The organism is Zobellia uliginosa, from assembly GCF_018860745.1.
GTDB lineage: Bacteria > Bacteroidota > Bacteroidia > Flavobacteriales > Flavobacteriaceae > Zobellia > Zobellia uliginosa_B.
Genome location: NZ_JAHKPY010000001.1, coordinates 67055 through 93331 on the forward strand (window position 1 = coordinate 67055; position 26277 = coordinate 93331).

20 protein-coding genes are annotated in these 26277 nt (G+C 36.4%); 11 read left to right on the top strand and 9 right to left on the bottom strand.

What is annotated here, in order from left to right; translation table 11 throughout:
• Positions 1 to 4 precede the first annotated feature (4 nt).
• The 7 genes from KO521_RS00295 to KO521_RS00325 all read right to left on the bottom strand — a co-directional run bounded on the left by KO521_RS00295 (position 5) and on the right by KO521_RS00325 (position 10068).
• Positions 5 to 565 carry a TlpA family protein disulfide reductase gene (locus KO521_RS00295; protein WP_215937927.1) on the bottom strand — a complete coding sequence of 187 codons (561 nt, stop codon included), beginning with the start codon at positions 563 to 565 and terminating at the stop codon, positions 5 to 7.
• A gap of 2 nt (positions 566 to 567) precedes the next feature.
• Positions 568 to 1119, bottom strand: coding sequence for a TlpA family protein disulfide reductase (locus KO521_RS00300; RefSeq protein WP_215937928.1), 552 nt, complete (start codon positions 1117 to 1119; stop codon positions 568 to 570).
• 76 nt (positions 1120 to 1195) lie between these two features.
• Positions 1196 to 3469 carry an aconitate hydratase gene (locus KO521_RS00305; RefSeq protein WP_215937929.1) on the bottom strand — a complete coding sequence of 758 codons (2274 nt, stop codon included), beginning with the start codon at positions 3467 to 3469 and terminating at the stop codon, positions 1196 to 1198.
• Positions 3470 to 3627: 158 nt separating this feature from the next.
• Positions 3628 to 6402: a bifunctional aconitate hydratase 2/2-methylisocitrate dehydratase gene (locus KO521_RS00310; protein WP_215937930.1), complete on the bottom strand. Its 2775-nt coding sequence runs from the start codon at positions 6400 to 6402 to the stop codon at positions 3628 to 3630.
• A 364-nt stretch (positions 6403 to 6766) separates the two neighbouring features.
• Positions 6767 to 7720 (bottom strand): AAA family ATPase, encoded by a 954-nt coding sequence (locus KO521_RS00315; RefSeq protein ID WP_215937931.1) that lies wholly within the window; start codon positions 7718 to 7720, stop codon positions 6767 to 6769.
• Positions 7721 to 7724: 4 nt separating this feature from the next.
• On the bottom strand, positions 7725 to 9194 hold the full coding sequence (locus tag KO521_RS00320) for a peptidylprolyl isomerase (protein WP_215937932.1): 1470 nt from the start codon (positions 9192 to 9194) through the stop codon (positions 7725 to 7727).
• On the bottom strand, positions 9178 to 10068 hold the full coding sequence (locus tag KO521_RS00325; protein ID WP_215937933.1) for a peptidyl-prolyl cis-trans isomerase: 891 nt from the start codon (positions 10066 to 10068) through the stop codon (positions 9178 to 9180). The genes KO521_RS00320 and KO521_RS00325 overlap by 17 nt, the downstream gene beginning before the upstream one ends.
• Before the next feature lie 259 nt (positions 10069 to 10327).
• Between KO521_RS00325 and KO521_RS00330 the strand changes: the two genes are divergently transcribed.
• The 7 genes from KO521_RS00330 (at position 10328) to KO521_RS00360 (ending at position 19038) form a co-directional block, all read left to right on the top strand.
• Positions 10328 to 10579, top strand: coding sequence for a hypothetical protein (locus KO521_RS00330; protein WP_215937934.1), 252 nt, complete (start codon positions 10328 to 10330; stop codon positions 10577 to 10579).
• A 37-nt stretch (positions 10580 to 10616) separates the two neighbouring features.
• Complete coding sequence (locus tag KO521_RS00335; RefSeq protein ID WP_215937935.1) at positions 10617 to 11762, top strand: serine hydrolase; 1146 nt, start codon at positions 10617 to 10619, stop codon at positions 11760 to 11762.
• Positions 11763 to 11947: 185 nt separating this feature from the next.
• On the top strand, positions 11948 to 14320 hold the full coding sequence (locus KO521_RS00340; RefSeq protein WP_215937936.1) for a DUF2339 domain-containing protein: 2373 nt from the start codon (positions 11948 to 11950) through the stop codon (positions 14318 to 14320).
• A complete protein-coding gene (locus tag KO521_RS00345; protein WP_215937937.1) occupies positions 14304 to 15527 on the top strand; it encodes a DUF3999 family protein in 1224 nt (407 codons plus the stop codon). The genes KO521_RS00340 and KO521_RS00345 overlap by 17 nt, the downstream gene beginning before the upstream one ends.
• Before the next feature lie 102 nt (positions 15528 to 15629).
• Complete coding sequence (gene rluF / locus KO521_RS00350; protein ID WP_215937938.1) at positions 15630 to 16361, top strand: 23S rRNA pseudouridine(2604) synthase RluF; 732 nt, start codon at positions 15630 to 15632, stop codon at positions 16359 to 16361.
• Between the two features lie 204 nt (positions 16362 to 16565).
• Entirely contained in the window at positions 16566 to 17897 is a 1332-nt protein-coding gene (locus KO521_RS00355; protein ID WP_252729801.1) for a carboxypeptidase-like regulatory domain-containing protein, read from the top strand.
• Positions 17898 to 17985: 88 nt separating this feature from the next.
• Positions 17986 to 19038 (top strand): S66 peptidase family protein, encoded by a 1053-nt coding sequence (locus KO521_RS00360; RefSeq protein ID WP_215937940.1) that lies wholly within the window; start codon positions 17986 to 17988, stop codon positions 19036 to 19038.
• Positions 19039 to 19127: 89 nt separating this feature from the next.
• Here the strand turns inward: KO521_RS00360 and KO521_RS00365 are convergent, their stop codons facing one another.
• Positions 19128 to 21338, bottom strand: coding sequence for a RecQ family ATP-dependent DNA helicase (locus KO521_RS00365; RefSeq protein ID WP_215937941.1), 2211 nt, complete (start codon positions 21336 to 21338; stop codon positions 19128 to 19130).
• 256 nt (positions 21339 to 21594) lie between these two features.
• Between KO521_RS00365 and KO521_RS00370 the strand changes: the two genes are divergently transcribed.
• The 3 genes from KO521_RS00370 (at position 21595) to lptB (ending at position 24246) form a co-directional block, all read left to right on the top strand.
• Positions 21595 to 22560 carry a KpsF/GutQ family sugar-phosphate isomerase gene (locus KO521_RS00370; protein ID WP_215937942.1) on the top strand — a complete coding sequence of 322 codons (966 nt, stop codon included), beginning with the start codon at positions 21595 to 21597 and terminating at the stop codon, positions 22558 to 22560.
• A complete protein-coding gene (gene tatC, locus KO521_RS00375) occupies positions 22560 to 23414 on the top strand; it encodes a twin-arginine translocase subunit TatC (protein WP_215937943.1) in 855 nt (284 codons plus the stop codon). Before KO521_RS00370 ends, tatC begins: the two co-directional genes overlap by 1 nt.
• 91 nt (positions 23415 to 23505) lie before the next feature.
• Positions 23506 to 24246 carry an LPS export ABC transporter ATP-binding protein gene (lptB, locus tag KO521_RS00380; RefSeq protein ID WP_215937944.1) on the top strand — a complete coding sequence of 247 codons (741 nt, stop codon included), beginning with the start codon at positions 23506 to 23508 and terminating at the stop codon, positions 24244 to 24246.
• A 2-nt stretch (positions 24247 to 24248) separates the two neighbouring features.
• Here the strand turns inward: lptB and KO521_RS00385 are convergent, their stop codons facing one another.
• A complete protein-coding gene (locus KO521_RS00385) occupies positions 24249 to 24992 on the bottom strand; it encodes a CDP-alcohol phosphatidyltransferase family protein (RefSeq protein WP_215937945.1) in 744 nt (247 codons plus the stop codon).
• Between the two features lie 102 nt (positions 24993 to 25094).
• Between KO521_RS00385 and KO521_RS00390 the strand changes: the two genes are divergently transcribed.
• Positions 25095 to 26273 (top strand): Lnb N-terminal periplasmic domain-containing protein, encoded by a 1179-nt coding sequence (locus KO521_RS00390; protein WP_215937946.1) that lies wholly within the window; start codon positions 25095 to 25097, stop codon positions 26271 to 26273.
• The last annotated feature ends 4 nt before the right edge of the window (positions 26274 to 26277 follow it).

Sequence of the window (26277 nt, forward strand, 5' to 3'; positions counted from 1 at the left end):
ACTCCTACTCCGCCAAAAGCTGATTTAAAAGGTTTCTAATTTTAGCACTGTTCCAATTCATTACACCATTTTCAGCCAAAATAATCTTACCGTGCTTGTTTAGAATGTAAGTTGTGGGAATTGTTGATGAACTAAAAACTACTGGAATTTCCTTTTTAGACAAATAGAAAGGTAAATTATATGGTCTTTGTGATGCGAAATTAACCACCCTATCAGGTTTTTCTTCGGTGACCAATAAAAAGCTGACTTTATCACCATAATCATCATACAACATTTGAATATCCGGTAATTCCTCCAAACAAGGTTTACACCAAGTAGCCCATAAATTCAAAAAAACAACTTTCCCTTTTTCATTTGACAAGGCATGGGAATAGCCACTTAAATCATAAACTATCCAATCATATGTGCTTGCCGGTATCGTTTTATCCGCTTTTAATTTTGTTGAACCGTAGGAAAGAATACGGCCAGCATAACCCCTTAGTTTAGGCCCAACAGGGGTGAACATAATAATACTGCCCAAAAATAGCAATACACCTATAGTCAAATGTTTAAAAGAAACCTTCAAAGCTAATTAATCAATTTGTTTAAAAGCTCTATGACCGTGCTACTATTCCAGTCATGTGTCTCTTTGGAATCTACTAAAATAAATCCCTTTTTATCGATAATATAAGTACCTTGAATTTCAGGTATTTTAAAAGGGGAATCTGCCCCTACAATTCTATATGTAACAGGAAACGTATATTTATTCTTCCTCATGAACTCCTCAACCGGTTCACGTTCTTCATTAGTTACAATGTAAAAATCTACAGCATCTGCATACGTATCATACAACTCCTGAATTCCGCTTAACTCTGCTGCGCTAGGTGTATTCCATGATGCCCAAAAGTGAATGAACAAGACTTTGCCTTTAGATTGTTCAAGGTTGAAATATTCCCAATTTTCATCTTTAAGTTTCCAATCATATCCATCTATAACTTCTCTGTCTTCTACATTGATAATTTCGGGCGCAGAAGCAAAAAACCTCATAAGCCATACCTTGCCCCAATACCCAACAGGCGTAACAAAAAATGATAGAACAAAGGCAATAATAAGAAGCGTAAAGAATGTTTTTCTTTTCATAGAATACTCTCGATATGACTAAAACTAAAAACTCCCGCTATGTAACGGGAGCTTTTATTATTTACTGTACTATTAATTAGGCCGCATTCTCTTTTTTAATAACGTTCAATGCAGAACCTTCTCTGTACCAATCTATTTGCGGTTGGTTGTACGTGTGGTTTAACATAATTACATCTTTACTACCATCTGCATGCACTAACTCTAAAGTTAGTTGTTTATCCGGAGCAAACTCAGCAATATCCAAAAAGTTAAAAGTATCATCTTCCTGTACAAGATCGTAATCTGCTTCATTAGCAAAGGTCAATCCTAACATACCTTGTTTTTTAAGGTTTGTTTCATGAATACGTGCAAAAGATTTTACGATTACAGCCGCTACACCTAAATGTCTAGGCTCCATAGCTGCATGCTCTCGGGAAGACCCTTCACCATAGTTATGATCACCAACAACAACTGATCTTACACCTGCCGCCTTGTATGCACGCGCAGTGTCCGGAACACCTCCAAATTCACCTGTTAGTTGATTTTTAACCAAGTTAGTTTTCTTACCGAACGCATTTACCGCACCAATTAAACAGTTATTGGAAATATTATCTAAATGACCACGGAAACGCAACCAAGGACCTGCCATAGAAATGTGATCTGTAGTACATTTTCCGAAAGCCTTGATCAACAATTTAGCTCCCATGAGACTTTCATCCTTAATTGGGGTAAAAGGCTCTAATAATTGCAATCTTTCTGAATCTGGAGCAACTTTGACTTCTACTCCAGAACCATCTGCATCCGGTGCCAAGAAACCAGCATCTTCAACTGCAAATCCTTTTGGTGGTAGCTCCCACCCTGTTGGTTCATCAAATTTAACTTCTTCTCCGTTTTCGTTTATTAAAGTGTCGGTCATTGGGTTAAAATCCAATCGTCCCGAAATTGCGATGGCTGCCGTAATTTCCGGAGAAGCTACGAAAGCATGTGTATTAGGATTACCATCCGCGCGTTTTGCAAAGTTCCTGTTAAACGAGTGAACGATACTATTTTTTGGTGCATTCTTAGGATCACTATACCTAGCCCATTGCCCAATACAAGGACCACAAGCATTCGTAAATATCTTAGCATCCAATTTTTCAAAAACTTCTAAAATACCATCTCTATCCGCCGTGTATCTCACTTGCTCAGAACCGGGGTTTATACCTAATTCAGATTTCATTTTAATGCCTTTATCCAAAGCTTGTTGAGCAATAGAAGACGCTCTGGATAAATCTTCATAAGAGGAATTCGTACATGAACCGATTAATCCCCATTCTACTTGGAGAGGCCATTCGTTTTCAGTAGCTTTTTTGGTCATATCCGTTCCCACTCCCGTAGATAAATCCGGCGTAAAAGGACCATTCAACAACGGTGTTAATTCTGTTAGGTTAATTTCAATAACTTCATCAAAATATTGTTCTGGATTTGCATACACTTCCGCATCGGCAGTTAAATATTCTTTAACCTTATTTGCAGCGTCAGCAACATCTGCTCTATCCGTGGCACGTAAATAACGCTCCATAGACTCATCATAACCAAAAGTAGAGGTTGTTGCCCCTATTTCAGCTCCCATGTTACAAATGGTACCCTTACCGGTACAAGAAAGGTTTTTTGCTCCTTCTCCAAAATATTCTACAATAGCACCCGTACCTCCTTTTACAGTAAGTATTTCTGCTACTTTTAAGATAACGTCTTTTGGTGCTGTCCAACCAGAAATATTTCCGGTTAACTTAACACCAATTAATTTCGGGAATTTCAATTCCCAAGCCATACCCGCCATTACATCAACGGCATCTGCACCACCAACACCAATTGCTACCATACCCAAACCACCTGCGTTTACGGTATGTGAATCCGTACCAATCATCATTCCTCCAGGAAATGCATAATTTTCCAAAACTACCTGATGAATAATACCCGCTCCCGGTTTCCAGAAACCGATTCCGTATTTATTTGATACCGATTCTAAAAAATCAAATACTTCGGCACTGGTATTATTTGCCGATTTTAAATCGGCAGTAGCACCATTCTTAGCCTGAATAAGGTGATCACAGTGTACTGTAGTTGGTACAGCCACATTAGGCTTACCTGCTTGCATGAACTGCAAAAGAGCCATCTGCGCCGTAGCATCTTGACAGGCAATACGGTCCGGAGCAAAATCTACATAATCTTTTCCCCTTGTAAATGCTTTACTAGGATTACCGTCCCACAAATGGGAATATAAAATCTTCTCTGAAAGGGTAAGCGGTTTGCCAACTATTTCTCGCGCTTTGTCAACACGGTCGGCCATTTTAGCGTATACCCCTTTGATCATATCAATATCGAATGCCATAAAGTATATTATTTTTTGTTAATCTTTTTGATAGTTAAAGATACAAAATGTACACTGATTTTAAGAGTATATCAAATTAAGAATGATTATAAAAAGTGGAAATAAAAAAGCCTGAGTACAAATACTCAGGCGTTATATTAATTTGAATTAGCGATCAATTATCTCACCAATTGCTTGGTAGAAGGTTTAAACTTCGTTAAAACAATACCATCAACAGCTGCTTCATATTCCGCCATTGTAGGCGTTCTTCCTAAAATCGTAGATAATACCACAACCGGAGTAGATGATAATAATGACTCTCCTTTTTTCTCACCCGTATCTTTTACAACGCGACCTTGGAATAAACGAGTAGATGTTGCCATTACCGTATCTCCTGGTTCTGCCTTTTCTTGGTTACCCATACATAGGTTACAACCTGGGCGCTCTAGGTAAAGCATGTTTTCGTACTTGGTACGTGCCAATCCTTTAGGTGCGCTATCGTCAAATTCGAATCCTGAGTACTTTACTAATACATCCCAGTCTCCTTCTGCTTTTAACTCATCTACAATGTTGTATGTTGGAGGTGCAACTACTAAAGGTGCTTTGAATTCTACCTTTCCGTTTTGGGCCTCAACGTTTTTCAACATTTGAGCTAATATTTTCATGTCACCTTTGTGAACCATACATGATCCCACAAAACCTAAATCTACTTTTTTGGTTCCACCATAGTAAGATAATGGACGAATATTATCATGCGTATAACGCTTAGAAACATCTTCATTATTTACATCTGGATCAGCAATCATTGGTTCAGCAATTTCATCTAAATCAATAACTACTTCTGCATGATACTTAGCATCTGCATCTGGTCTTAAAGATGGCTTAATACCTGTTTTAAGTTCCGTAATTCTAGTTTCTGCTTTATCAACAAGTCCTTGAAGTACACCTTTTGCATTGTCCATACCCTTTTCGATCATGATTTGGATACGACCTTTTGCAATCTCTAATGACTCTATTAAAGTATCGTCTTCAGAAATACAGATAGATGCTTTCGCTTTCATTTCTGCTGTCCAATCCGTAAACGTAAATGCTTCATCAGAAGTTAACGTACCAATATGAACCTCTATTACACGACCTTGGAATACGTTTTCGCCTCCAAACTGTTGTAACATTTGCTGTTGTGTAGCATGTACCACATCACGGAAATCCATGTAAGATTTCATTTGTCCTTTAAAGGTCACTTTAACCGATTCCGGAATTGGCATAGAAGCCTCACCTGTAGCCAATGCTAAAGCAACTGTACCTGAATCAGCACCAAAAGCAACACCTTTAGACATACGTGTGTGCGAATCTCCACCAATAATAATATCCCAATCTCCAACTGTAATATCATTCAATACTTTATGAATAACATCTGTCATTGGAAAATACTTTCCTTTTGGATCACGACCGGTAATTAAACCGAAATCGTTCATAAAGCTCATTAATCTTGGAATGTTAGCTTTAGATTTATCATCCCAAACTGAAGCTGTATGACAACCCGATTGGTAAGCGCCATCAACAATTGGAGAAATAACCGTTGCAGCCATCATCTCTAATTCTTGTGAGGTCATTAAACCAGTAGTATCTTGAGAACCTACAATGTTTACTTCCGCACGAACGTAAGAACCGGCATGTAAAGTTGCACCTGAGGTACCCACTGCATTTTTATTGAATATTTTCTCTACTGCTGTTAAGCCCTGACCTTCAATAGATACTTCTTTCGAAGTTGCATACACTTGAGGAGCTTGAATTCCTAATGTCTTAGCTGCAAATGTCTGTAGTTTTTTACCAAAAACAACAGCATAAGAACCACCCGCTTTCATAAACTCCATTTTCTGTGGAGTAAATGCTGCAGAAATATCTTTTAATTCAACTTTACCGTGATAAAGTTTTTTCTCTTTTGTATTAATAGTAAGCACCGTACCTGTATCAACAGAATACATTTGCTTTAGAATTGGCTCGCCATCTTCATCAACTATAGTATTACCCGCTTCATCTTTTTGCTTCACCCAGTTTTTAAGGTCTAAACCAATACCACCGGTTACACCTACTGTAGTTAAGAAAATTGGAGCGATACCATTTGTACCGGCAATTACCGGGGCAATGTTAATAAATGGTACATACGGACTAGAAGAAATACCTGTCCATAATGCCACGTTGTTTACACCGGACATTCTAGAAGAACCAACACCCATTGTTCCTTTTTCTGCAATCAGCATTACACGCTTATCAGGATGTTGCTCCTTTAAAGCCAATAATTCATTTTGCATTTCTTTGTTATGCTCAAACATACATTGACCATGTAATTCACGGTCAGATCTTGAGTGTGCATCACCACCTGGCGATAATAAATCCGTAGAGATATCACCAACACCGGCTATGTATGTTACAACTTCTATTTCTTCTTCTATTTCTGGAAGCTTGGTGAAGAACTCAGCCTTTGCGTAACTTTCTATAATATCTTTTGCAATGGCATTCCCATTTTTTAGAGCTTCTTCTAAACGTGAAGTATCCGCCTCATAAAGGAATACCTGAGTTTTCAAGACCTCAGCTGCCTGTTTTGCCAAAGCTTCATCAGAACCTAAAGCGATATCTAACAATACCTTCACAGAAGGGCCGCCTTTCATATGAGATAATTGTTCAAAAGCAAAAGTTGGAGTAATCTCTTTTACAACTGACTCACCAAGAACAATCTCTTTTAAAAATTTAGCTTTCACGCCCGCAGCGCTGGTAGTACCAGGTAAGACGTTATAGATGAAAAAGTTAAGAGAATCTTCTCTGTACTCATTATCCACATCTTTAATTTGCTCAATAATTTTGCTAAGTAATTCAGCACCATCAATTGGCTTTGGATGAAGACCTTGACTTTTACGCTCTTCGATCTCCTTAAGGTAATCTTTGTAAATGCTCATTTAAAAAATGGTTTGAGTGTTAATTAGCTATGACAGAATAGTTCTAATTTTTCTGCAAAGAAATTTATACTATGTTCCACAGCTAAAATTAAAGGTTAAAAACAGCTTTGACCTCACCTTATTAAAATGATGTATCAAATGGGAAAACATCCTTTTGACCTCTACCATATTAAATGCCATTACCGATTTCGTTTGAGTTGTTTCAATCCCGTAAAACTAAGAAAATATAGGGCGGTAATAAAACTTTTACCTTAGGATTCACACCTTTTTTAAAAATTGATCAGCAGATTACTTTCTTCTTACACTAACCAAGGTAAGAAAGGTAGAAAATTTAAGTATTTATGGTAGATATGTTAATTCTTTGCTATAGCAATTTACCTATAATAGCTTCTTCCGATATACCTTCGGCTTCTGCTTTATAATTTTTAATAAGTCTATGTCTTAAAATACCTGTTGCGACTGCTTGAATATCTTCGGCGTCCGGAGAAAACTTTCCTCGTATAGCGGCATGAGCTTTTGCTGCCAAAACAAGATTTTGAGAAGCCCTAGGCCCCGCACCCCAATCAATATATTGCCTAACATAATCAGAGGCAGTTTCTAGATTAGGTCTTGTAGAATTTACCAACTTTACCGCATATTCTACCACATTATCAGGAACCGGTATACGGCGCACAAGCTGTTGGACATTCAATATCTCTTGGGCATTGAACAAAGCTTTTATATTCACGGTTTGGTCTGATGTCGTATTTTTAACGACTTGCATTTCTTCGGCTACAGACGGATATTTTAATTCAATAGCGAACATAAAACGGTCTAACTGTGCTTCGGGAAGTGGGTATGTACCTTCTTGCTCAATAGGGTTTTGTGTAGCTAAAACAAAGAATGGAAGTTTTAATTTGTGCTGTTGTCCCGCAATGGTCACAGAACGTTCCTGCATCGCTTCCAACAAAGCCGCTTGCGTCTTTGGCGGAGTACGGTTAATCTCATCGGCCAAAATGATATTCGCGAAAATTGGCCCCTTAATGAACTTGAAATTCCTATTTTGATCCAGAACCTCACTACCAAGAATATCACTTGGCATTAAATCTGGAGTAAATTGAATACGTTTAAAATCCAAACCTAAAGTTTGAGCTATGGTATTCACCATTAAAGTTTTTGCTAAACCTGGAACACCTATCAATAAAGAATGTCCGCCCGTATAAATACTTAAAAGAATTTGGTCTATTACCGCATCTTGGCCAACGATGACCTTGGCAATTTCTTTTTTAAGCGCCTTGTGTTTTTCTACGAGATTATTTATTGCCTGAACGTCTGACATGCATTTATTCTTTTACCCAATTATTGGCAAATTCGCAGTCCCTGTTATCTTCATTTACACTAATATAGGTGTCTTCTATATGCTCGTCCATCCATTTTTTGATAGCCTTATACTGTTTTTCAGTTTTGGCCAACTGTTGGATTTTGATATAATCTTTGGAAAAATCCGCTTCGTGCTCATCATAGCGATTCGTAACTTTCAAGATTTTATATTTTGGCCCTCCTCCTCTTGGGTCTTCTTCCAACAACGGATAAGATATTTCATCATCCTTTAAGCTGCGTACTTGGTTGTACAAGGCAGGATCCATTTTTGTTAGCTCAAAACGAGAATCAAAATTAGTAGGGTTTCTTAGAAGACCACCATCAAATTTAGTTTCTTTTTCATCGGAAAAGTTACGAGCAGCATCAGCAAAAGAATATTTACCTTCCATTATATGCTTACGGATGGTATCCAATTCCTTTTTCACCTCATCTAGTGCTGTTTGAGAAATTTTTGGCTGAATCAAAATATGGCGTAAATCTAATTCTTGACCTCTTATTTTTTCAATGAATATTATGTGATAACCAAATTGTGTTTCAAAAGGCTCGGAAACTTCACCTTCTGCTAAACTAAAAGCCACATCTTTAAACGTTTTATCAAAACCGGTGTCTTTAGTTATGCTATAAAAACCACCTTTGGATTTTGAACCTGGGTCTTGGGAATACAAAATAGCCTTTACGCTAAAACTTGCATCATTGTCCTCAACATCAGATTTTATTTTATTCAATTTATCCAAAACTTCCTGAACCTCTTTTTCTGTTGGTTTTGGAGATTTTACGATTTGAGCAATTTCCATTTCCGCACCAAAAACCGGGCGCTCATCTTCTGGTATCTTATTAAAAAATTGACGAACTTCTTCTGGTGTTATTTCTATTTTCTCAACAATACTAGACTGCATCTTTTCAGAAAGCATTCTTAGTTTGTTGATTTTATTGATGTCCTCACGAAGACTGGCTTCATCTTCTTTCTTGTAGAATTTTAACAACTTTTCCATTGAACCGGTCTGCTGCACGAAAGATTGTATTTGACGATCTGTAGTTGCCGCAATCTCATCGTCTGACACCAAAAGACTATCCTGTACGGCCTGATGCGCATATAAGCGGTCTTCCATCAACTTACCTAGAAGTCCGCAACGTGTAACATCTGCCGTAGAAACTCCTTGACTTTTTAAATCGATCAATGTTTTCTCTATGTCAGATTCTAGAATTACGTAATCCCCGACCACTGCAGAAATACCATCTAGCTTAATCTTCTTAAAATTTGATGCGGGTTTAACTGAATCTGCAGATACGCTAGCCTCTGCCTCCATTACAGAATCTATAGCTTCTTCCTGCCCGGCAGTATCTTTAATCTCTGTTTCAGTTTCTTGAGCAAATGTACTTCCTGTAATCAATAAGCACCCTATAAAGGCTATGCACTTATTCACCTTGCTCATAAACTTCAAATTGTTTTTCTTTAATAGCCTCATCTATAATTTCTGTTTCCAATTTTCGTAAATAATCGAGTTTTCTTCTACTTAGTAGCACCTGTTTAATGGTAGGTTCAATAAAAGATAGTGGAGCGACGTCATTAATATCAAGTACATCGGTAACCTTTGCCAAATATACCCCGTTTGCATCCTCCAACTCAAAAAATTGTGATTTTTTTAGGTGTTTATCGGCATTTTCATAGGTTAAAGGAGGTATTTCCTGTATAATCCTAGTAGCGCTCACCCATATAGAATCGTTAAAGTTTAATTTCTTGAATTGCACCCCTATAGAGTCTAAATAAGCTACATCATTTTTCTTAAAACGTTTTAACCTACTTATGACCGCATCCTGATTTAAAAATTGTTTGGGCAATTCTACGAACCTTAACTTTACAATTTTCTCCTTCAGCTTAAAATTCTCTTTTTCTCTTTCATAAAAGCCATTTAGTTGAGAACTACTAATTACAGTATCTCCTCCTTGTTGTACCAAGGCTTCCTTATATGCTCTGGTGTAAAGATCAATACGGTAATCATCTACCAAAGCATCATATTCCGTTAACTTATCTTCGGGAAGGTTAATTTTTGCCTTGTCCAATAACAATTGCTTAGAAGCCCAATTGTTAATATAATTGGTAACGAATGAAGCACTATCCTCCTTAGAAATACCTTTGGCCAATAGTTTTGCTACATCATCACGATATAAGTAGTTTTCGCCTACTCGAGCTAAATGCCCAGGTTCTTTTTTAGAAAAAAAAGAACTACAGCTAGCAAAAAGAGTTACAATGCCCATAAAGGCCCAATAACGAACCAAATAGCGCAATGATATTGTTTTTAATTCCATGGGGCAAAAATAACAAATCTACTATGGTGAGCAATAGACTCTTTGTTCTTAACTGACTTTTTAATCGCCCCTGTAATCCGTTACCTACACTTTGTTCGCTCTTCCATAAAATTACTTTCCTTTAAGCCTTCTTTTAATTGAAACGATACTACTTTTGCTCTGTAGTTATTCTAATTACGTCGAAAACTTAATTTTAATTATAGCTAAAAACCTAAATTCGAACCGCTTAAGGGAACTTAAAGCAAAGAACACTTATTTTATGAGTAGAAAGATCAAATTGATATGGGACTTTAGAGGGCCAGCGGCACAAAAAACTGCGGAACACCATGTCATTCACCTCAAGGAATTTATCGCGATAGAAAAAACAAATCTTAACATTACCGGTTGCCAAGATTTCAATGACCTGTACAGTATAGCTTTTATGGTGGTTGATGAAGTTGAGATGATTGCGGTAAGAGATGCTCTAAAACCACATCGTGGGGAGGTTTATTCCGAACCCGCTGAAAGCTGAACGTATTACTCTTTTTATTAAAGCCATAATGAATCAAATGTTTAAAAAAGTTATCCTTATAGTTTCAAGTTTACTGGTTACTGTTTCTTGCACGCCTCAAAAAAAGCAAGAAAAAACCAGTGACCCATTAGAAGCTATTTTGAATTCCGACTCCCCAAAAATCAAACGGGTGATGGATAACGTAAACGAACATGAAATTCAGATACGTTATACTCAAATAAATAGAAAAGATGGACAAGTTCATTTTACCGATTTTGATTTTCAGGTAGATTCCAATAACTACTTTTATCCTGCTAGTACTGTGAAATTCCCAACAACAGTTGTAGCTCTTACACGTTTAAATGAAGCGGACTCCCTTAACCTCAACACTCGTTTTTATGTTGAAGGTGACTCAGTTGAAACAACTTTTTCCGAGGCTATTTCACAAATATTTGCGGTAAGCGACAACGACGCCAACAATAGGTTAATAGAATTTTTAGGACAGGATACCATAAACTCCGTTTTAAAAAGAGCAGGTGTTTCTCCTGTTCGTATATGGCAAAGATTGGGCCGGGATGATGATAATGCAATCACAAAACCCTTAATCATTTATGAAAACGATAGTACTGTACGTATGCTATCAAAAAACATTAGCACATACCCAGAACCGTTACAGCTTAACCACATTAAAAAAGGAAAAGGGTTTTATGAAGAAGAAGCGCTAATAACTGAAGCTTTCGATTTCAGCTTAAAAAACTACTATCCGATAGAAACTCAAGATGCCCTCTTAAAGCGAATAATATTTCCTGAGGCGTTCTCTGAAACTGAACGTTTTAATATGAGCGAAGAACAACGCACATTTCTGCTGAATGCAATGCGAACGGTTCCACGAAATGCCGGTTACGACCAAAATGAATATTATGATAGCTATTGTAAATTCTTTATTTACGGAGACACCAAAGAAAACATACCTGATACCATTGAGATTTATAACAAAGTAGGTTTTGCTTACGGCACCTTAACTGATTGCGCCTATATAAAAGACACCGAAAAAAATATTGAATTTATTGTAACAGCTACTTTGCTGACTAATAAAAATGGTGTCTTTAATGACAACACCTACGAATATGATGAACTAGGCATACCTTTTCTAGCCGAGTTGGGCAGGCAACTATACGATTACGAATTAGAGCGTAAACAATAGTCGCTATTTTTTTTTGAATCGGTATGGCTTCAAACTCTTTTTCTTCAACTATAATCAGAGCCGTTTACTAATACCATTCCTATATTTAAGTAAGGTTTCTATCAATAAATTACTTCATTTCTCGTTGTATAAGCTAGTTCTATAGCTATACACATATCTATCGAGCCAAAAAAAGTAATTTTTATATGTCTGACCACAAAGACCGGATTGACCAACTGAATCAAAAACTTGAGATTCTTTTAAGCAAGCAGGAAGGATTTGCCAAAGAATTAATGGCCCTTTACCAAGAAATCGAAGACGTAAAAAAACTTCGGCCCGATCAACTTATTGTTGAAGAAACCATACCCGAACCAATTGTTGAAGCCCCAGAAGCACCTGAATTTGTGCAGCCCATTGAACCGGAACGAAATACTGTTCATGACGCAGTAAATGCTAGTGCTAAGCCTCCTATCTCCAATCCCATAGCTCCCCCAAAGAATAAAAAACCGAAGGGGAAGTCCAATCTTGAAAAATTCATTGGTGAGAACCTTATCAACAAAATTGGTATTGCCATAACTGTTATTGGGGTAGCAATAGGAGCAAAATATTCCATTGAAAATGATTTAATTAGTCCGCTTACCCGCATCATCTTGGGCTACCTCTCCGGTTTAGGTTTATTGGGATTTGGAATGAAATTAAAAGCCAAATACGAAAACTACAGTGCCGTTTTGGTAAGTGGAGCACTTGCCATTCTTTACTTTATCACTTTTGCCGCATATAGTTTTTATGGTCTTTTTCCACAGTTGATGGCTTTTGCACTAATGCTGATTTTTACGGTTTTTGGGGTGGTGGCCGCATTAAACTATAACAAACAGGTAATTGCGCATTTTGGTCTGGTAGGTGCATACGCAGTACCATTTCTATTAAGCAACGATTCTGGAAACATCGCTACTTTGTTTACCTATATGGCCATTATTAATATAGGTATACTGGTCATTTCTTTCAAAAAATATTGGAAACCCTTATTCTATTCCGCATTTACATTCACGTATTTAATATATAGTTCATGGTTGGTTTTCTCCTACGAAAACACGGAACATTTCACTTTAGCTTTTATCTACTTATCCGTATTCTTTGGTATTTTTTATACTGCCTTCTTAGCTTATAAGCTGATAAAGAAAGAACAGTTCTTAAAAAGTGACATTGTGTTACTACTTTTAAATTCTTTTATTTTCTTCGGTTTGGGTTATGGCCTTTTATCGAATCATGAAACCGGAAAGGAGTTATTGGGTGCATTTACACTCGGAAATGCTGCTATTCATTTTGCTGTTAGCATTATCTTATTTAAGAAAAAATTAGCCGATAAGAATTTATACCATTTAGTAGCGGGTTTAGTACTCGTATTTATAACTATTGCCATACCCGTACAGTTAGATGGTAATTGGGTAACCTTACTGTGGACATTCCTGGCCGCATTACTCTTTTACATAGGTCGTACTAAAGGTGTTTCTTTTTACGAATACCTTTCCTACCCGTTAATGATACTAGCCCTCATTAGTCTAACGCATGACTGGGGCATAGGTTATGAAAATTACTATTCAACAACAGAACTAAGACCTATCTTAAATAGCTATTTTTTAACTTCCGTTTTATTCTTGGGTGCTTTTGGCTTCATTAACTGGATAAACCAAAAACATAGTTTTTCTATAAAAGAAAAACCGACTTCAAAAATACCGGTCATTATGTCTTTTGTTATTCCTATTATTCTATTGTTCGTTTCCTACATGTCCTTTTTCCTAGAAATAGAGCAGTATTGGAATAATCTTTTTAAAGCATCGGAGGTAAACATAAATCCACAAGATGCGTATAGTTATGGTGAACGCAATTATGACCTTCAGGATTTTGGATATGTTTGGCTATTCAATTTCACCTTTTTCTTTGTAACCCTATTGGCTTTTTTTAATATTAAAAAATTAAAGAATCGCGTTTTAGGTATTAGCACTTTAATGATGGGAGTAATTGCAAGTTTCTTTTTTCTCTCAGGAGGCCTATATATTTTAAGTGAACTTCGTGAAAGTTATATAGACCGTGCTCTTTCTGAATACTATAATATTGGCATGATGAATATTATAATTCGCTATGTTTCATTCACTTTTTTTGCACTGTTGTGGATTACCCTTATAAAACTTTCTAAACGTGCATTTATGAATATGAACGTTAAGATTCCTATTGAAATCATATCTCATATTTCTATATTATGGATTCTTAGCAGTGAACTGCTAAATTGGATGGATTTAGCAGGTTCTGACCAATCTTATAAATTAGGTCTAAGTATACTTTGGGGTGTTTACGCTCTGTTTCTTATTGCATGGGGAATCTATAAAAAGCGCAAATACCTTCGTATTGGAGCTATTTCATTGTTTGGCGTTACGCTTGCAAAGCTATTTTTATATGATATAGCCTCACTCAACACGATTTCAAAAACTATTGTTTTTGTCTCTCTGGGCGTACTACTGCTCATAATCTCATTTCTTTACAATAAATACAAAAATGTTATTTCAGATGAAACTGAAAAATAAACTTCTTATTCCCTTCGGCTGGTTATTTTGTGCTACCACTTTTGGACAACTCTCCAGTTACGAATACAAACAAGAATTGAAAGGTGTTTCAAATGAATGGCATACGGTAACCCTACCATACCAAGTATTTAGTAACACAAATGATAACCTTTCCGATATTAGGGTTTATGGGGTTACAGAAAATGATACCCTGGAAGCTCCTTATATTTTAAAATTAGCTTCCGAAAAAAACAGTAAAAAAGAGACTGCCTTTAGACTTTTGAATACAGCTTCTGACAAGGAAGGCTTTTACTTTACTTATGAAATTCCCACTTCGGAACCGATAAACAGAATAAATCTTCAATTCACCCAAAGCAATTATAATTGGCACGTAGTTTTAGAAGGGAGTCAGACTCAAAATAAATGGTTCAAAATACTGGACGATTACCGTATTCTTTCCATAAAGAATAAGCAAACCAACTATACCTTTAGTACCTTGAATTTTCCTTTATCTAAATACAAGTACTATCGTTTACGTGTTAAAAGTGAAGTAAGACCAGAACTAAAACGAGCCACTATTAGCTTGGACGAATCTATAAACGCATCTTACAACACCTACCCTACTACCTTTATGAACATATCTCAAAAAGGCAAAAAAACAGTTGTAGATATAGATTTAAACCAAAGATTACCTGTAAGCTATCTAAAACTAAATATACTGGATAAGGTTGATTATTATAGGCCTATGACGCTTCAATATATTTCGGACAGTATTACCACTGAAAAAGGAACTAAATACGTCTTTAATACGCTTTACAGCGGTACTTTATCTTCTTTGGATACTACAGGAGTAAAGTTCAAAAGTACTCTGGCTCAAAAATTGAGGGTTACAGTTCAAAATAATGACAACCAAGCTTTGCAAATAGAATCGGCCACAGCAAAGGGTTATGCTCATGAGCTGCTTGTCCGTTTTGATAATATGGCCAATTATTATTTAGCATATGGCAATAAAAATGCACAACGCCCCAAATATGATATTCAACAAATAACTTCTGCAATTCCAAAAAATGCATCTGTGGTTAATCTGGGAGAGATCGTAGAAATTGCAAAAATCCAAAAACCTTCAAAACAACCTCTTTTTAAGAACAAGGCTTGGCTTTGGTTGGTTATGGGAGTTATCATTGTGGTTTTAGGCTGGTTTACATTACGTATGATGGCCAAAAGATAAATTTTATATGCTGTTGATTGAACATATGCGTTTGCCTAAAATATTTCTTTTTAGTATTCCATTCTAGAATCCTGTAAATTTGCATTCTCAAAATATATAAGCGTGCAGGAACCCAAACAAACCCGGATAAATAAATATTTAAGTGAAGTTGGCTATTGTTCACGCCGTGCAGCTGACAAATTAATTGACCAAGGTCGTGTTACTATTAACGGGAAGGTTCCTGAAATGGGCACCAAAATCAGCGAAGGTGATGAAGTACATGTAGATGGCAAGCTTATTTCAGAGCCAAATGAAAAACCAGTGTATCTAGCTTTTAACAAGCCTGTTGGTATTGTATGTACAACGGATACCAGAGTTGAAAAAGACAACATTATTGATTTCATTAATTACCCCAAACGTATTTTCCCCATTGGCAGACTGGACAAGCCCAGCGAAGGACTAATCTTCCTTACCAATGATGGTGATATAGTAAATAAAATTCTACGCGCTCGTAACCATCATGAGAAGGAATATTTGGTTACGGTTGATCGTGCCATTACTCAAGACTTTATAGAACGGATGCAAAACGGCGTTCCTATTCTGGATACGGTAACCCGTAAATGTAAAGTAGAGCAAATTGGCAAATACGAATTCAAGATTATTTTGACACAAGGTCTAAACCGGCAAATTAGACGCATGTGCGAACATTTGGATTACAATGTAAAGCGTCTTAAACGTATTCGTATCATGAATGTAAAGCTTGATATTCCCGCTGGTAAATGGCGGGACATTACGAAAGCTGAGCTAGAAGAAATAAATAGGCTTGTTTCATCTTCATCCAAAACGCATTCATAAAATATAATTTCTTTCGATTAAAATTATTTTTCTGATTTTTAACATGGCAGCCACTGTATTTACAATACGTAAATATTCTATTCTTCAATGATTTATACCTTTAGTTAAATTATATAATATTAATTCGTTTTTAAGACTGTATTTAGCTAAAAATCACTAACTTAGAGAGAACACGAAAAAAACATGCCCTTAAAATATAACGTCATGATACAAAATCGAAAAAAGCATATTAAAAAATTTATGTTTACGGCATTCTTTATAACGTTCTTGGGCCTATTAACCGGTATACAGGACGCTTCTGCTTTCTACCAAGATGATGCAGATCAAGAAATAGAATATAACCTTTACAAGGGTGAAGTTCTAGATTCTAAAACTAAAAAACCTTTAGTTTTTGCATCACTGGCAATAGAAGAATCCAATATCAGCACAATTACTAATGCGGAAGGTGAATTCTCTTTAAAGATTCCTAAAGCTATTTCTGATGCTAATGTCATTGTATCATTTTTAGGATATAGTACCAGAACCATCTCTTTAACAGAGCTTAGCAAGGACAGGAATAAAATATTGATGACCATCTCCATAACCGAACTTCCTGGTGTAAACATTGAAGTACCACAAGATGCTGAAGCTCTTGTTCGCGATGTTCTCAAGAAGAAAGGAGAGAATTATTTTGATGACCCTACCCTAATGACCGCCTTTTACAGAGAAACAATAAAAAAGCGTAGAAAAAATGTATCTCTGTCCGAAGCTGTTGTAAACATTTACAAAACCCCGTATACTTCTCTTAAAAAAGATGGAGTTAAATTATATAAAGCTAGAAAAAGTACCGACTATGATAAGTTAGATACGGTAGCTTTAAAACTGCAAGGAGGTCCTTTTAATGCTCTTTTTGTAGACATCATGAAGTATCCTGAATACATTTTCTCTCCGGAAACATTGGACTATTATGTTTTTAAATTTGACCATTCTACCCGCGTGAACGATAAATTAGTCTACGTTATTAATTTTGAGCAAAATTCTCAGGTCATTGATCCTTTGTACAAAGGCAAATTGTATATAGATGCAGAAAACAAAATTCTTACCAGTGCCATTTATAGCCTTAATATTACGGACAAAGTTTTGGCTGCAAGACTGTTTGTTAGAAGGAAACCAAGAAATGCACAAGTATGGCCAACAGACGTTGCCTATAGAGTAGATTACCGCGAAAAGAACGGTAAATGGTACTATTCATATAGCAATGTACTCTTGGAGTTTAAAGTCAATTGGGACAAGCGGCTTTTTAATTCTATCTATAGCATGACTTGCGAAATGGCTGTTACCGACTGGAAGAAGAATATGGCAGCTGAATTTCCTAAAGCGAAAGATAGAATAAAGACCTCTATTATTCTAAGTGATGAAGCAATAGGCTTTGCGGACCCAGATTTTTGGGGACAATACAATATTATTGAGCCGGAGAAATCTATTGAATCTGCTATTAAAAAAATTCAGCGTCAACTTAGAAGAGCAAATTCCGATGGAGGAACTTCTATTCCTTAAAGGGAAATCCAAATAATTATTTTTAAAATCGGCCAAATGGCCGATTTTTTTATGATTCTATTTAAATTCATATCATTAAACTAAACGTATGACCAATAGAAGACAATTTATAGGCACAGCATTAACGGGCACAGCGGCAACCTTGTTGCCAAATCTTGGCATAGCAAACAGTAACCTTAACTTAGAGAACACCTTGATTAAACCTAAACGGTTGAAAAAGGGAGACACTATTGGGCTAATCGCTCCTGGTTACGCCATTAAGTCCTCCATTTTGGAAGAAGCTAAAAAGACGCTAAGGTCAATGGGTTTCAAACCTTATCATACCAATAGAATTATAGGTAACTACGGCTACTTAAGTAATACCGATGAAGAACGGGCCAAAGACCTAAATGAAATGTTTGCTGACCCAAAAATTGATGGAATCATTTGTGCACGTGGTGGTTACGGGTGCACCCGAATCATGCAAATGATAGATTATGAAAACATTAAAGCAAACCCAAAGACTTTTATTGGCTTTAGTGATATTACTGCACTTTTAAACGGTATATATCAAGAAACAGGGCTCGTTACCTTTCATGGTCCAGTTGGTAGCACTATGAATGACCCTTACAGCATAAGTCAACTAGAAAAGGTAGTTATGTTTCCAAAACATAACTTAGAAATACAAAATATAGATATTATACTGCCCGAATTATCTACCAATCCAGAATTTGAAAGATATTCCATTACTGAAGGAACTGCAGAAGGAAAAATAGTTGGAGGTAGCCTTACCCTCATTAACGCATTAATGGGCACACCACATGAAATAGACTTTACAGATACCATAGTGTGTATAGAAGATGTGGAAGAAGCTCCATACCGCATAGACCGTATGCTCACCCAATTAATTGAAGGAAAAACTTTTAAAAACGCCGCAGGTATTGTTTTTGGTGTTTGTGCTGGCTGCAATACTTCTACAAACCCTATTTCTTTTTCTTTAAAAGAAGTAATCTTAGACCGTATTAAACCTTTAGGAATTCCCGCCGTTTACGGTATGAGTTTTGGACATGTAGAAAACAACTTTACATTTCCTATTGGAATTTATGCCCAAATGAATACTAAAGATATGAGCTTAAAGCTTCTGGAAAATGCTGTGCTATAGAAAATTATATACTAAAAAATTAAGCAGAATAAAAACACTTAAAAATGTTTCCTATTCTGCTTATCAATATTAAAGTCTTGGATGTATTATCAATTCGCTACCTCACTAATAAATTTCAATCGGTATAAGCGAAGTTCTTCGTCTTCGTAATCCCCATCAAATTCCTTCATAGCGTCCTCCAGATCATCTGTTTCGGCTTCTAAGAAATAATCATGAATTTCTTCTTGTTGGTCTTCATCAAGCACCTCATCAATCCAATAATCCAGATTTAGCTTTGTTCCGCTAAAAACAATCTGTTCCATTTCCTTAATGAGCTGTGGAATCTCAATTCCCTTTGCTGATGCAATATCGCTTAAAGGAAGTTTACGGTCAACATTTTGTATGATATAAAGCTTAAGAGCAGAATTGGCCCCTGTACTTTTAACCACTAAATCATCTGGTCTAATAATTTCATTTTCCTCAACATAACTAGAGATGAAAGAAATAAAAGGTTTCCCGTATTTCTTCGCCTTTCCCTCTCCTACTCCATAAATAGTAGTAAGTTCCTCTAGAGAAACAGGATATTTCATTGCCATATCCTCCAAAGAAGGATCTTGAAAAACAACAAACGGAGGCACTCCAAGTTTATTGGCTTGACTCTTACGTAGATCTTTTAGTTGTTTTAACAACTTTTCATCAGACACACCGCCTTTTGAAGCGCTAACAATGGCATCATTGCCCTCTTTAGTATAAGTATGATCAATAGTCATCATAAAAGATTCCGGAGCTTCTAGATATTTTTTACCTTGTTCGGTTACTCGTAGAATTCCATATTGCTCTATTTCTTTTTTGAGAAGACCTGCAACCAATGTCTGGCGTATTAATGCCATCCAGTACTCTTTATCCTTATCCGAACCTATTCCAAATTCGGCTTTTTCATCTGTTTTATGCGATGTAATCAACGCATTTACTTTACCTAATAGCGTTCGTACAATTTCTTTTGACTTAAACTTTTCATGAGTAGCCATTACTACCTTAATAAGTTTTATCACGTTGTCTTTGGCCTCTTCCTTTTCTTTCGGGTTTCTGGTATTATCATCCATATCTGCCCCATTTCCATTTACCTCATCAAATTCTTCTCCAAAATAATGGAGCATAAATTTTCTACGAGACATGGAAGTTTCCGCATAAGCAACAACCTCCTGTAACAGTGCATTTCCTATTTCCTGCTCGGCAACAGGTTTGTTAGACATGAATTTTTCCAGTTTCTCTATATCCTTGTATGCATAAAATGCCAAACAATGCCCTTCGCCATCATCTCTACCAGCCCTACCCGTTTCTTGATAGTAACTCTCAATACTCTTGGGTATATCATGATGAATTACAAAACGTACATCTGGTTTATCTATTCCCATTCCAAAAGCAATAGTCGCAACTACCACATCTACATCTTCCATCAAGAACATATCTTGATATTTTGAACGGGTTTTTGCGTCAAAACCTGCGTGATAAGGTACTGCACTAACACCATTTACCTGGAGCACCTGTGCCAATTCTTCCACACGCTTTCTGCTCAAACAATATATAATTCCGGATTTTCCACTGTTTTTCTTTACAAAACGAATAATGTCAGAATCTACATTAGCCGTTTTTGGGCGCACCTCATAAAAAAGGTTTGGCCTATTAAAGGAAGCTTTAAAAGTAGTGGCATCTGTTATGCCCAAATTTTTTATAATGTCTTCCTGAACTTTTGGAGTAGCAGTTGCAGTGAGTGCTATAATGGGAATATTCTCATCTAACCTATTAACGATATTTCTCAAATTCCTATATTCAGGCCTAAAATCATGACCCCATTCAGAGATACAATGAGCCTCATCTACGGCTACAAAGGATAGCTTTACAGATTGAAGGAATTCAATATATTCTTCTTTCGTCAACGATTCCGGTGCAACATACAGAAGTTTAGTAACACCATCCGTAATATCCTGCTTTACCTGTCTTATCTCTGTTTTGGTCAAAGAAGAGTTAAGGACATGGGCAATACCATAATCAGCAGATATACCTCTAATGGCATCTACCTGATTCTTCATTAACGCTATTAAAGGCGAAACCACAATGGCCGTACCTTCTGTCATTAAAGCTGGAAGTTGAAAACAAAGTGACTTGCCACCACCCGTAGGCATAATAGCAAATGTATTGTTTCCTTGTAAAAGGCTTGTTACAACTCCTTCTTGTAAACCTTTGAACTCGGAAAAACCGAAATGTTTTTTTAGCGAAGCATGCAAATCAGTTTTTTTCAAAACATTCTTATCTTTTGCCATATTTCGTAAAAAACTTTAGATAGCTGTATCTCAATTGTTGGAATATCATACTTTTTGTTACGGGGGACTCTAATTTAGTCAAAATATATTTAAGTGTATTAAATTAGCTATACGTCAAGATTATGTAATTTTGTAAACTTAAATATAAAACAAAGTTTTATAAACTATTCTGGTTTTAGGATAGTTTTATTTAAAAAGCCCGTATTTATCGATTACGAGCATATAAAAACAATAGAATTTTAACCCTTCTTATAGTTTGAAAGATAGCAAAGCTATTCTTGCGGTAGCCAAGAAAACGATAGAATCAGAAAGTGCTTCCATAGGTAATTTAAGCACTTTGTTAAACGAGGATTTTTCAGATGCGGTAAATTGTATTCTTGAAGCTAAAGGCAGAGTCATCGTTTCCGGAATAGGTAAAAGCGCCATAATTGCTTCTAAAATCGTAGCAACACTCAACTCTACTGGAACCCCCGCAATTTTTATGCATGCCGGCGATGCCATCCATGGAGACCTTGGAACCATTCAAGAAAACGATGTAGTTATATGTATTTCTAAAAGTGGGAGCACTCCGGAAATAAAAATGTTGATCCCACTTATAAAAAGAGGAACCAATAAATTAATTGCCATGACCGGAAATACGGAATCTTACTTAGCTAAAGAAGCCCATTTTGTCTTGAACACTTTTGTAGAGAAGGAAGCTTGCCCTAACAACTTGGCTCCTACCACAAGTACTACGGCACAATTGGTTATGGGTGATGCCCTAGCCATATGCTTATTAAAATTGAAAGGCTTCGGCAGTAAGGATTTTGCCAAATATCATCCTGGCGGATCTTTAGGGAAACGCTTGTACTTGAGAGTTTCCGATATTGTTGGAGCCAACCAAAAACCTCAGGTTCATGTTGATGCAGAGGTAAAAAAGGTAATCGTTGAAATTTCAGAAAAGATGTTGGGCGTAACGGCAGTTACGGAAGGCAATGAAATAGTTGGTATTGTAACAGACGGCGATATTAGGCGTATGCTTAACAAATATGACAACATAAGCGGCCTTACCGCAAAAGATATTATGAGTAAAAACCCCAAGACTATTTCTGTAGATGTTCTGGCTATTGAAGCTCTAGAATTAATGCAAGAAAAAGGTATCTCACAATTATTAGGTGTAGACGGCAAAAAATACATGGGTGTTGTACATTTGCACAACTTGATCAACGAAGGTATATTATAATGGCAAACCAAAATACGAAGTCTCCCGACGAAATGTCGTTTTTAGACCATTTAGAAGAACTGAGATGGCATTTAATACGATCGGTCTTAGCTGTTATTATTTTAGCTACAGTGGCATTTGTAATGAGTGGTTTTATTTTTGATACTGTGATTTTCGGGCCATCTAAAATGGATTTCCCAACGTACCGGTTGTTTTGTGATATTGCCACCCGTTTGGATTTTACCTCTGCCTTTTGTGCTGAAAAACTTCCGTTTACCATACAGAGCCGAACTATGGGCGGACAGTTTTCTGCCGATATCTGGACCGCCATTTGGGTTGGTTTTATTGTAGGCTTTCCCTACGTATTATATGAACTTTGGAAATTTATTAGCCCAGGGCTTCACCCTAACGAAAGAAGACACTCTAAAGGATTCATTTTTATCGCTTCTTTTCTTTTTTTCATGGGTGTCCTTTTTGGATACTATGTAGTAGCTCCATTATCCATAAACTTTCTAGGAACCTATCAAGTAAGTGAAATCGTTCTTAATGAATTTGACCTGGACTCATATATTAGCACCGTTAGAACAGCTGTAATTGCCTGTGGAGTTCTTTTTGAACTCCCCATAATCATTTACTTTTTAACCAAAGTGGGTGTTGTTACACCCGAAATACTTAAAAAATATAGAAAGATTGCCTTGGTTGTGGTTTTGATTTTATCTGCGGTAATCACACCTCCAGATGTAACCAGCCAGATTATTGTTGCAGTACCAGTGATATTTCTATACCAAATAAGTATTTACATATCAAAAATAGTACTTAAAAAAGAAGCTAAACGAGAAAGAAAAGCAAAAGAAAAAGGGTTAAAGAAAACGTAAACGCACGGCTATTCCAAAAGTTTCCCGTTTCTTTAATTTTCGGTAACCATAAATTAATGATTACCAAAACCTATAATACGAAATCTCTAAGATGAAGTTAAGAGCTGAAAATATAATGAAATCCTACCGCGGCAGAAAAGTGGTAAAAGGTATTTCTTTAGAAGTAAACCAGGGGGAAATCATTGGATTATTAGGACCTAATGGCGCAGGCAAGACCACTTCCTTTTATATGATCGTTGGTCTAATAAAGCCTAACGGCGGAAAGATTTACTTAGACGGAACGGATATTACCAACTACCCCATGTACAAAAGAGCACAGAACGGTATTGGGTATCTTGCGCAAGAAGCTTCGGTTTTTAGAAAATTAAGTATAGAAAAGAATATTCTTAGTGTACTACAGCTTACCAAACTCAGCAAGAAAGAACAGCTCATGAAAATGGAGTCTCTTATTGAAGAGTTTAGCTTGGGCCACATAAGAAAAAGTAGAGGTGATTTACTTTCCGGTGGAGAGCGTAGACGTACGGAAATTGCTCGTGCACTTGCAACCGACCCTAAGTTTATTCTACTGGATGAACCTTTTGCAGGTGTGGATCCTGTTGCGGTGGAAGACATACAACGTATAGTTGCTCAACTGAAAGATAAAAATATCGGTATTCTAATTACCGATCACAACGTACAAGAAACTTTGGCCATTACCGAAAGGTCATATCTTATGTTCGAAGGCGGTATATTAAAATCAGGTATTCCCGAAGATTTGGCAGCAGATGAAATGGTTCGTAAAGTATATCTAGGACAGAATTTTGAGCTTCGTAAAAAGAAACTTGACTTCTAAATTTAACTTTTAGAAGTTCCTAGATTAGATACTAAAGAGGCTACCACATAAAATACGATGATAAAAGGCACGGCCAAAAACTTCAGTGTCAATAAAAGTACCGCACTTACGACAAGAAAAATATAGCGCAGCGCATTGTCCTTAAAATTCCAAGTTTTGAATTTTAATGCGAACAGCTCAATATTTGCATTTAGCAGATAAGTACTTACTACGGTCATAAAAATCAGAAACCATTCGTTTAAAATAATACCATTTAAAGCATCATTATTCTGATACAATAATATTAATGGCAGGGAAAGAATTAAAAGTGCATTTGCGGGAGTTGGTAAACCTACAAAAGAAGAAACCTGGTTTTCATCAATATTAAACTTCGCCAATCTATATGCCGAACCAAGGGTTATTAGAAAACCAAGAAAAGGAAGTAAACCAGATATACCCTCAAAAGTAAAAATAGGACCATCGCTAGCATTCCAACCACCATTCGTAGACATTCCTAATAATTGAAACATTACTATTCCCGGAACTAGACCACTAGTAATCATGTCCGCCAAAGAATCTAATTGCACTCCAAGCTCACTTTGAACGCGTAGCATTCTTGCCGCCAATCCATCAAAAAAATCAAAGAAAATCCCTAAACAAACGAACAATGCTGCCATTTCCAATTGGCTAGAGACTGCAAAAACCGTGGCAATACATCCGCAGAAAACATTTAATAGCGTAATTAGGTTAGGAATATACTTTTTCATGAAATCATTTGCTTTTGCGTAAAAATAACACAATTTAACATCAATCAGGTCAGACCATTATTTATTCGGATATTTGCGCAACAAAATTCAGTAAAACCAGAAATGCAATTGAAAAAATTACTCTTCCTATTACTTTTCAGCTTTTCAGTTATGGGCTTTGCCCAAGCTCCTGAATTGACCCCGTTATCAAAAATAAGTATTATTACCTGTGGCCCTGGTAGCGAATTATACTCCACCTTTGGACATAGTGCCATTCATATTGAAGATTCAAATTTAGGTATAAATGCCATATACAATTACGGTACTTTTGACTTCACTACACCAAATTTCTACATGAAATTTGCTCGAGGAAAGTTAGATTATACCCTTGCCAGACAAAGTTTTCCGTATTTTCTAAAGGAATACGATTATGAAAACAGATGGGTTGAAAGTCAAACATTACAGTTAACACTTCCCGAACGTCAAGATCTTTTTAATTTTCTAGAGACCAATTACCTACCAGAAAACAGAGATTATAAATATGATTTTTTCTATAATAACTGTGCCACTAAGATATGGGATATACTTAAAGAGGTATATGGAGACAAGCTTGTTTTTGATGAAAATTATCTAAAAGAACTGCACACTCATCGCCAACTGATTAGGCAAAAAGTAAGGATAAATTCTTGGTCGGGCTTTGGTATTGATTTAGCCCTGGGCTCTATAATAGACGATTCTGCTAGCCCTAAAGAGCATATGTTTTTGCCGGAATATGTTATGCAACAATTAAGTGTTGCCCAAATAAACCGCAAACCATTGGTATCCGAAGCCAAACTACTCTTGGAAGCTAAACCAAATGATAATGCTTCTGGTTTTATGGCTTCTCCGGAGCTCTGGTTAATTCTCATTCTAATTGTAATACTTGTTCTAACTTATTTTGATTTTAAAAATAATACACGAAGAAGGTGGTTAGACTTTATTCTTTTTTTTAGCACAGGATTAATAGGCTTGCTAATTATTTTTCTATGGTTCTTTACAGATCATAGTGCAACCGCCGGTAACTTAAATATACTTTGGGCGTTTCCGCCAAATTTAATTATTGCTTTTGTAGTTGCGCAAAAAAAGGGTCCTAACTGGATTGCCAAATATGCTATTTTTCTTGGTGTTTTGATCCTTGTTTCCGCCATTCTTTGGATGTTCGGGGTTCAACTTTTCTCGCCTTTAATACTAGCTATTTGGGCAGCCTTAATTGCACGATATTTATTTTTATTCTGGTCGTACCATAAGCCAAAAATCGCATAATTGC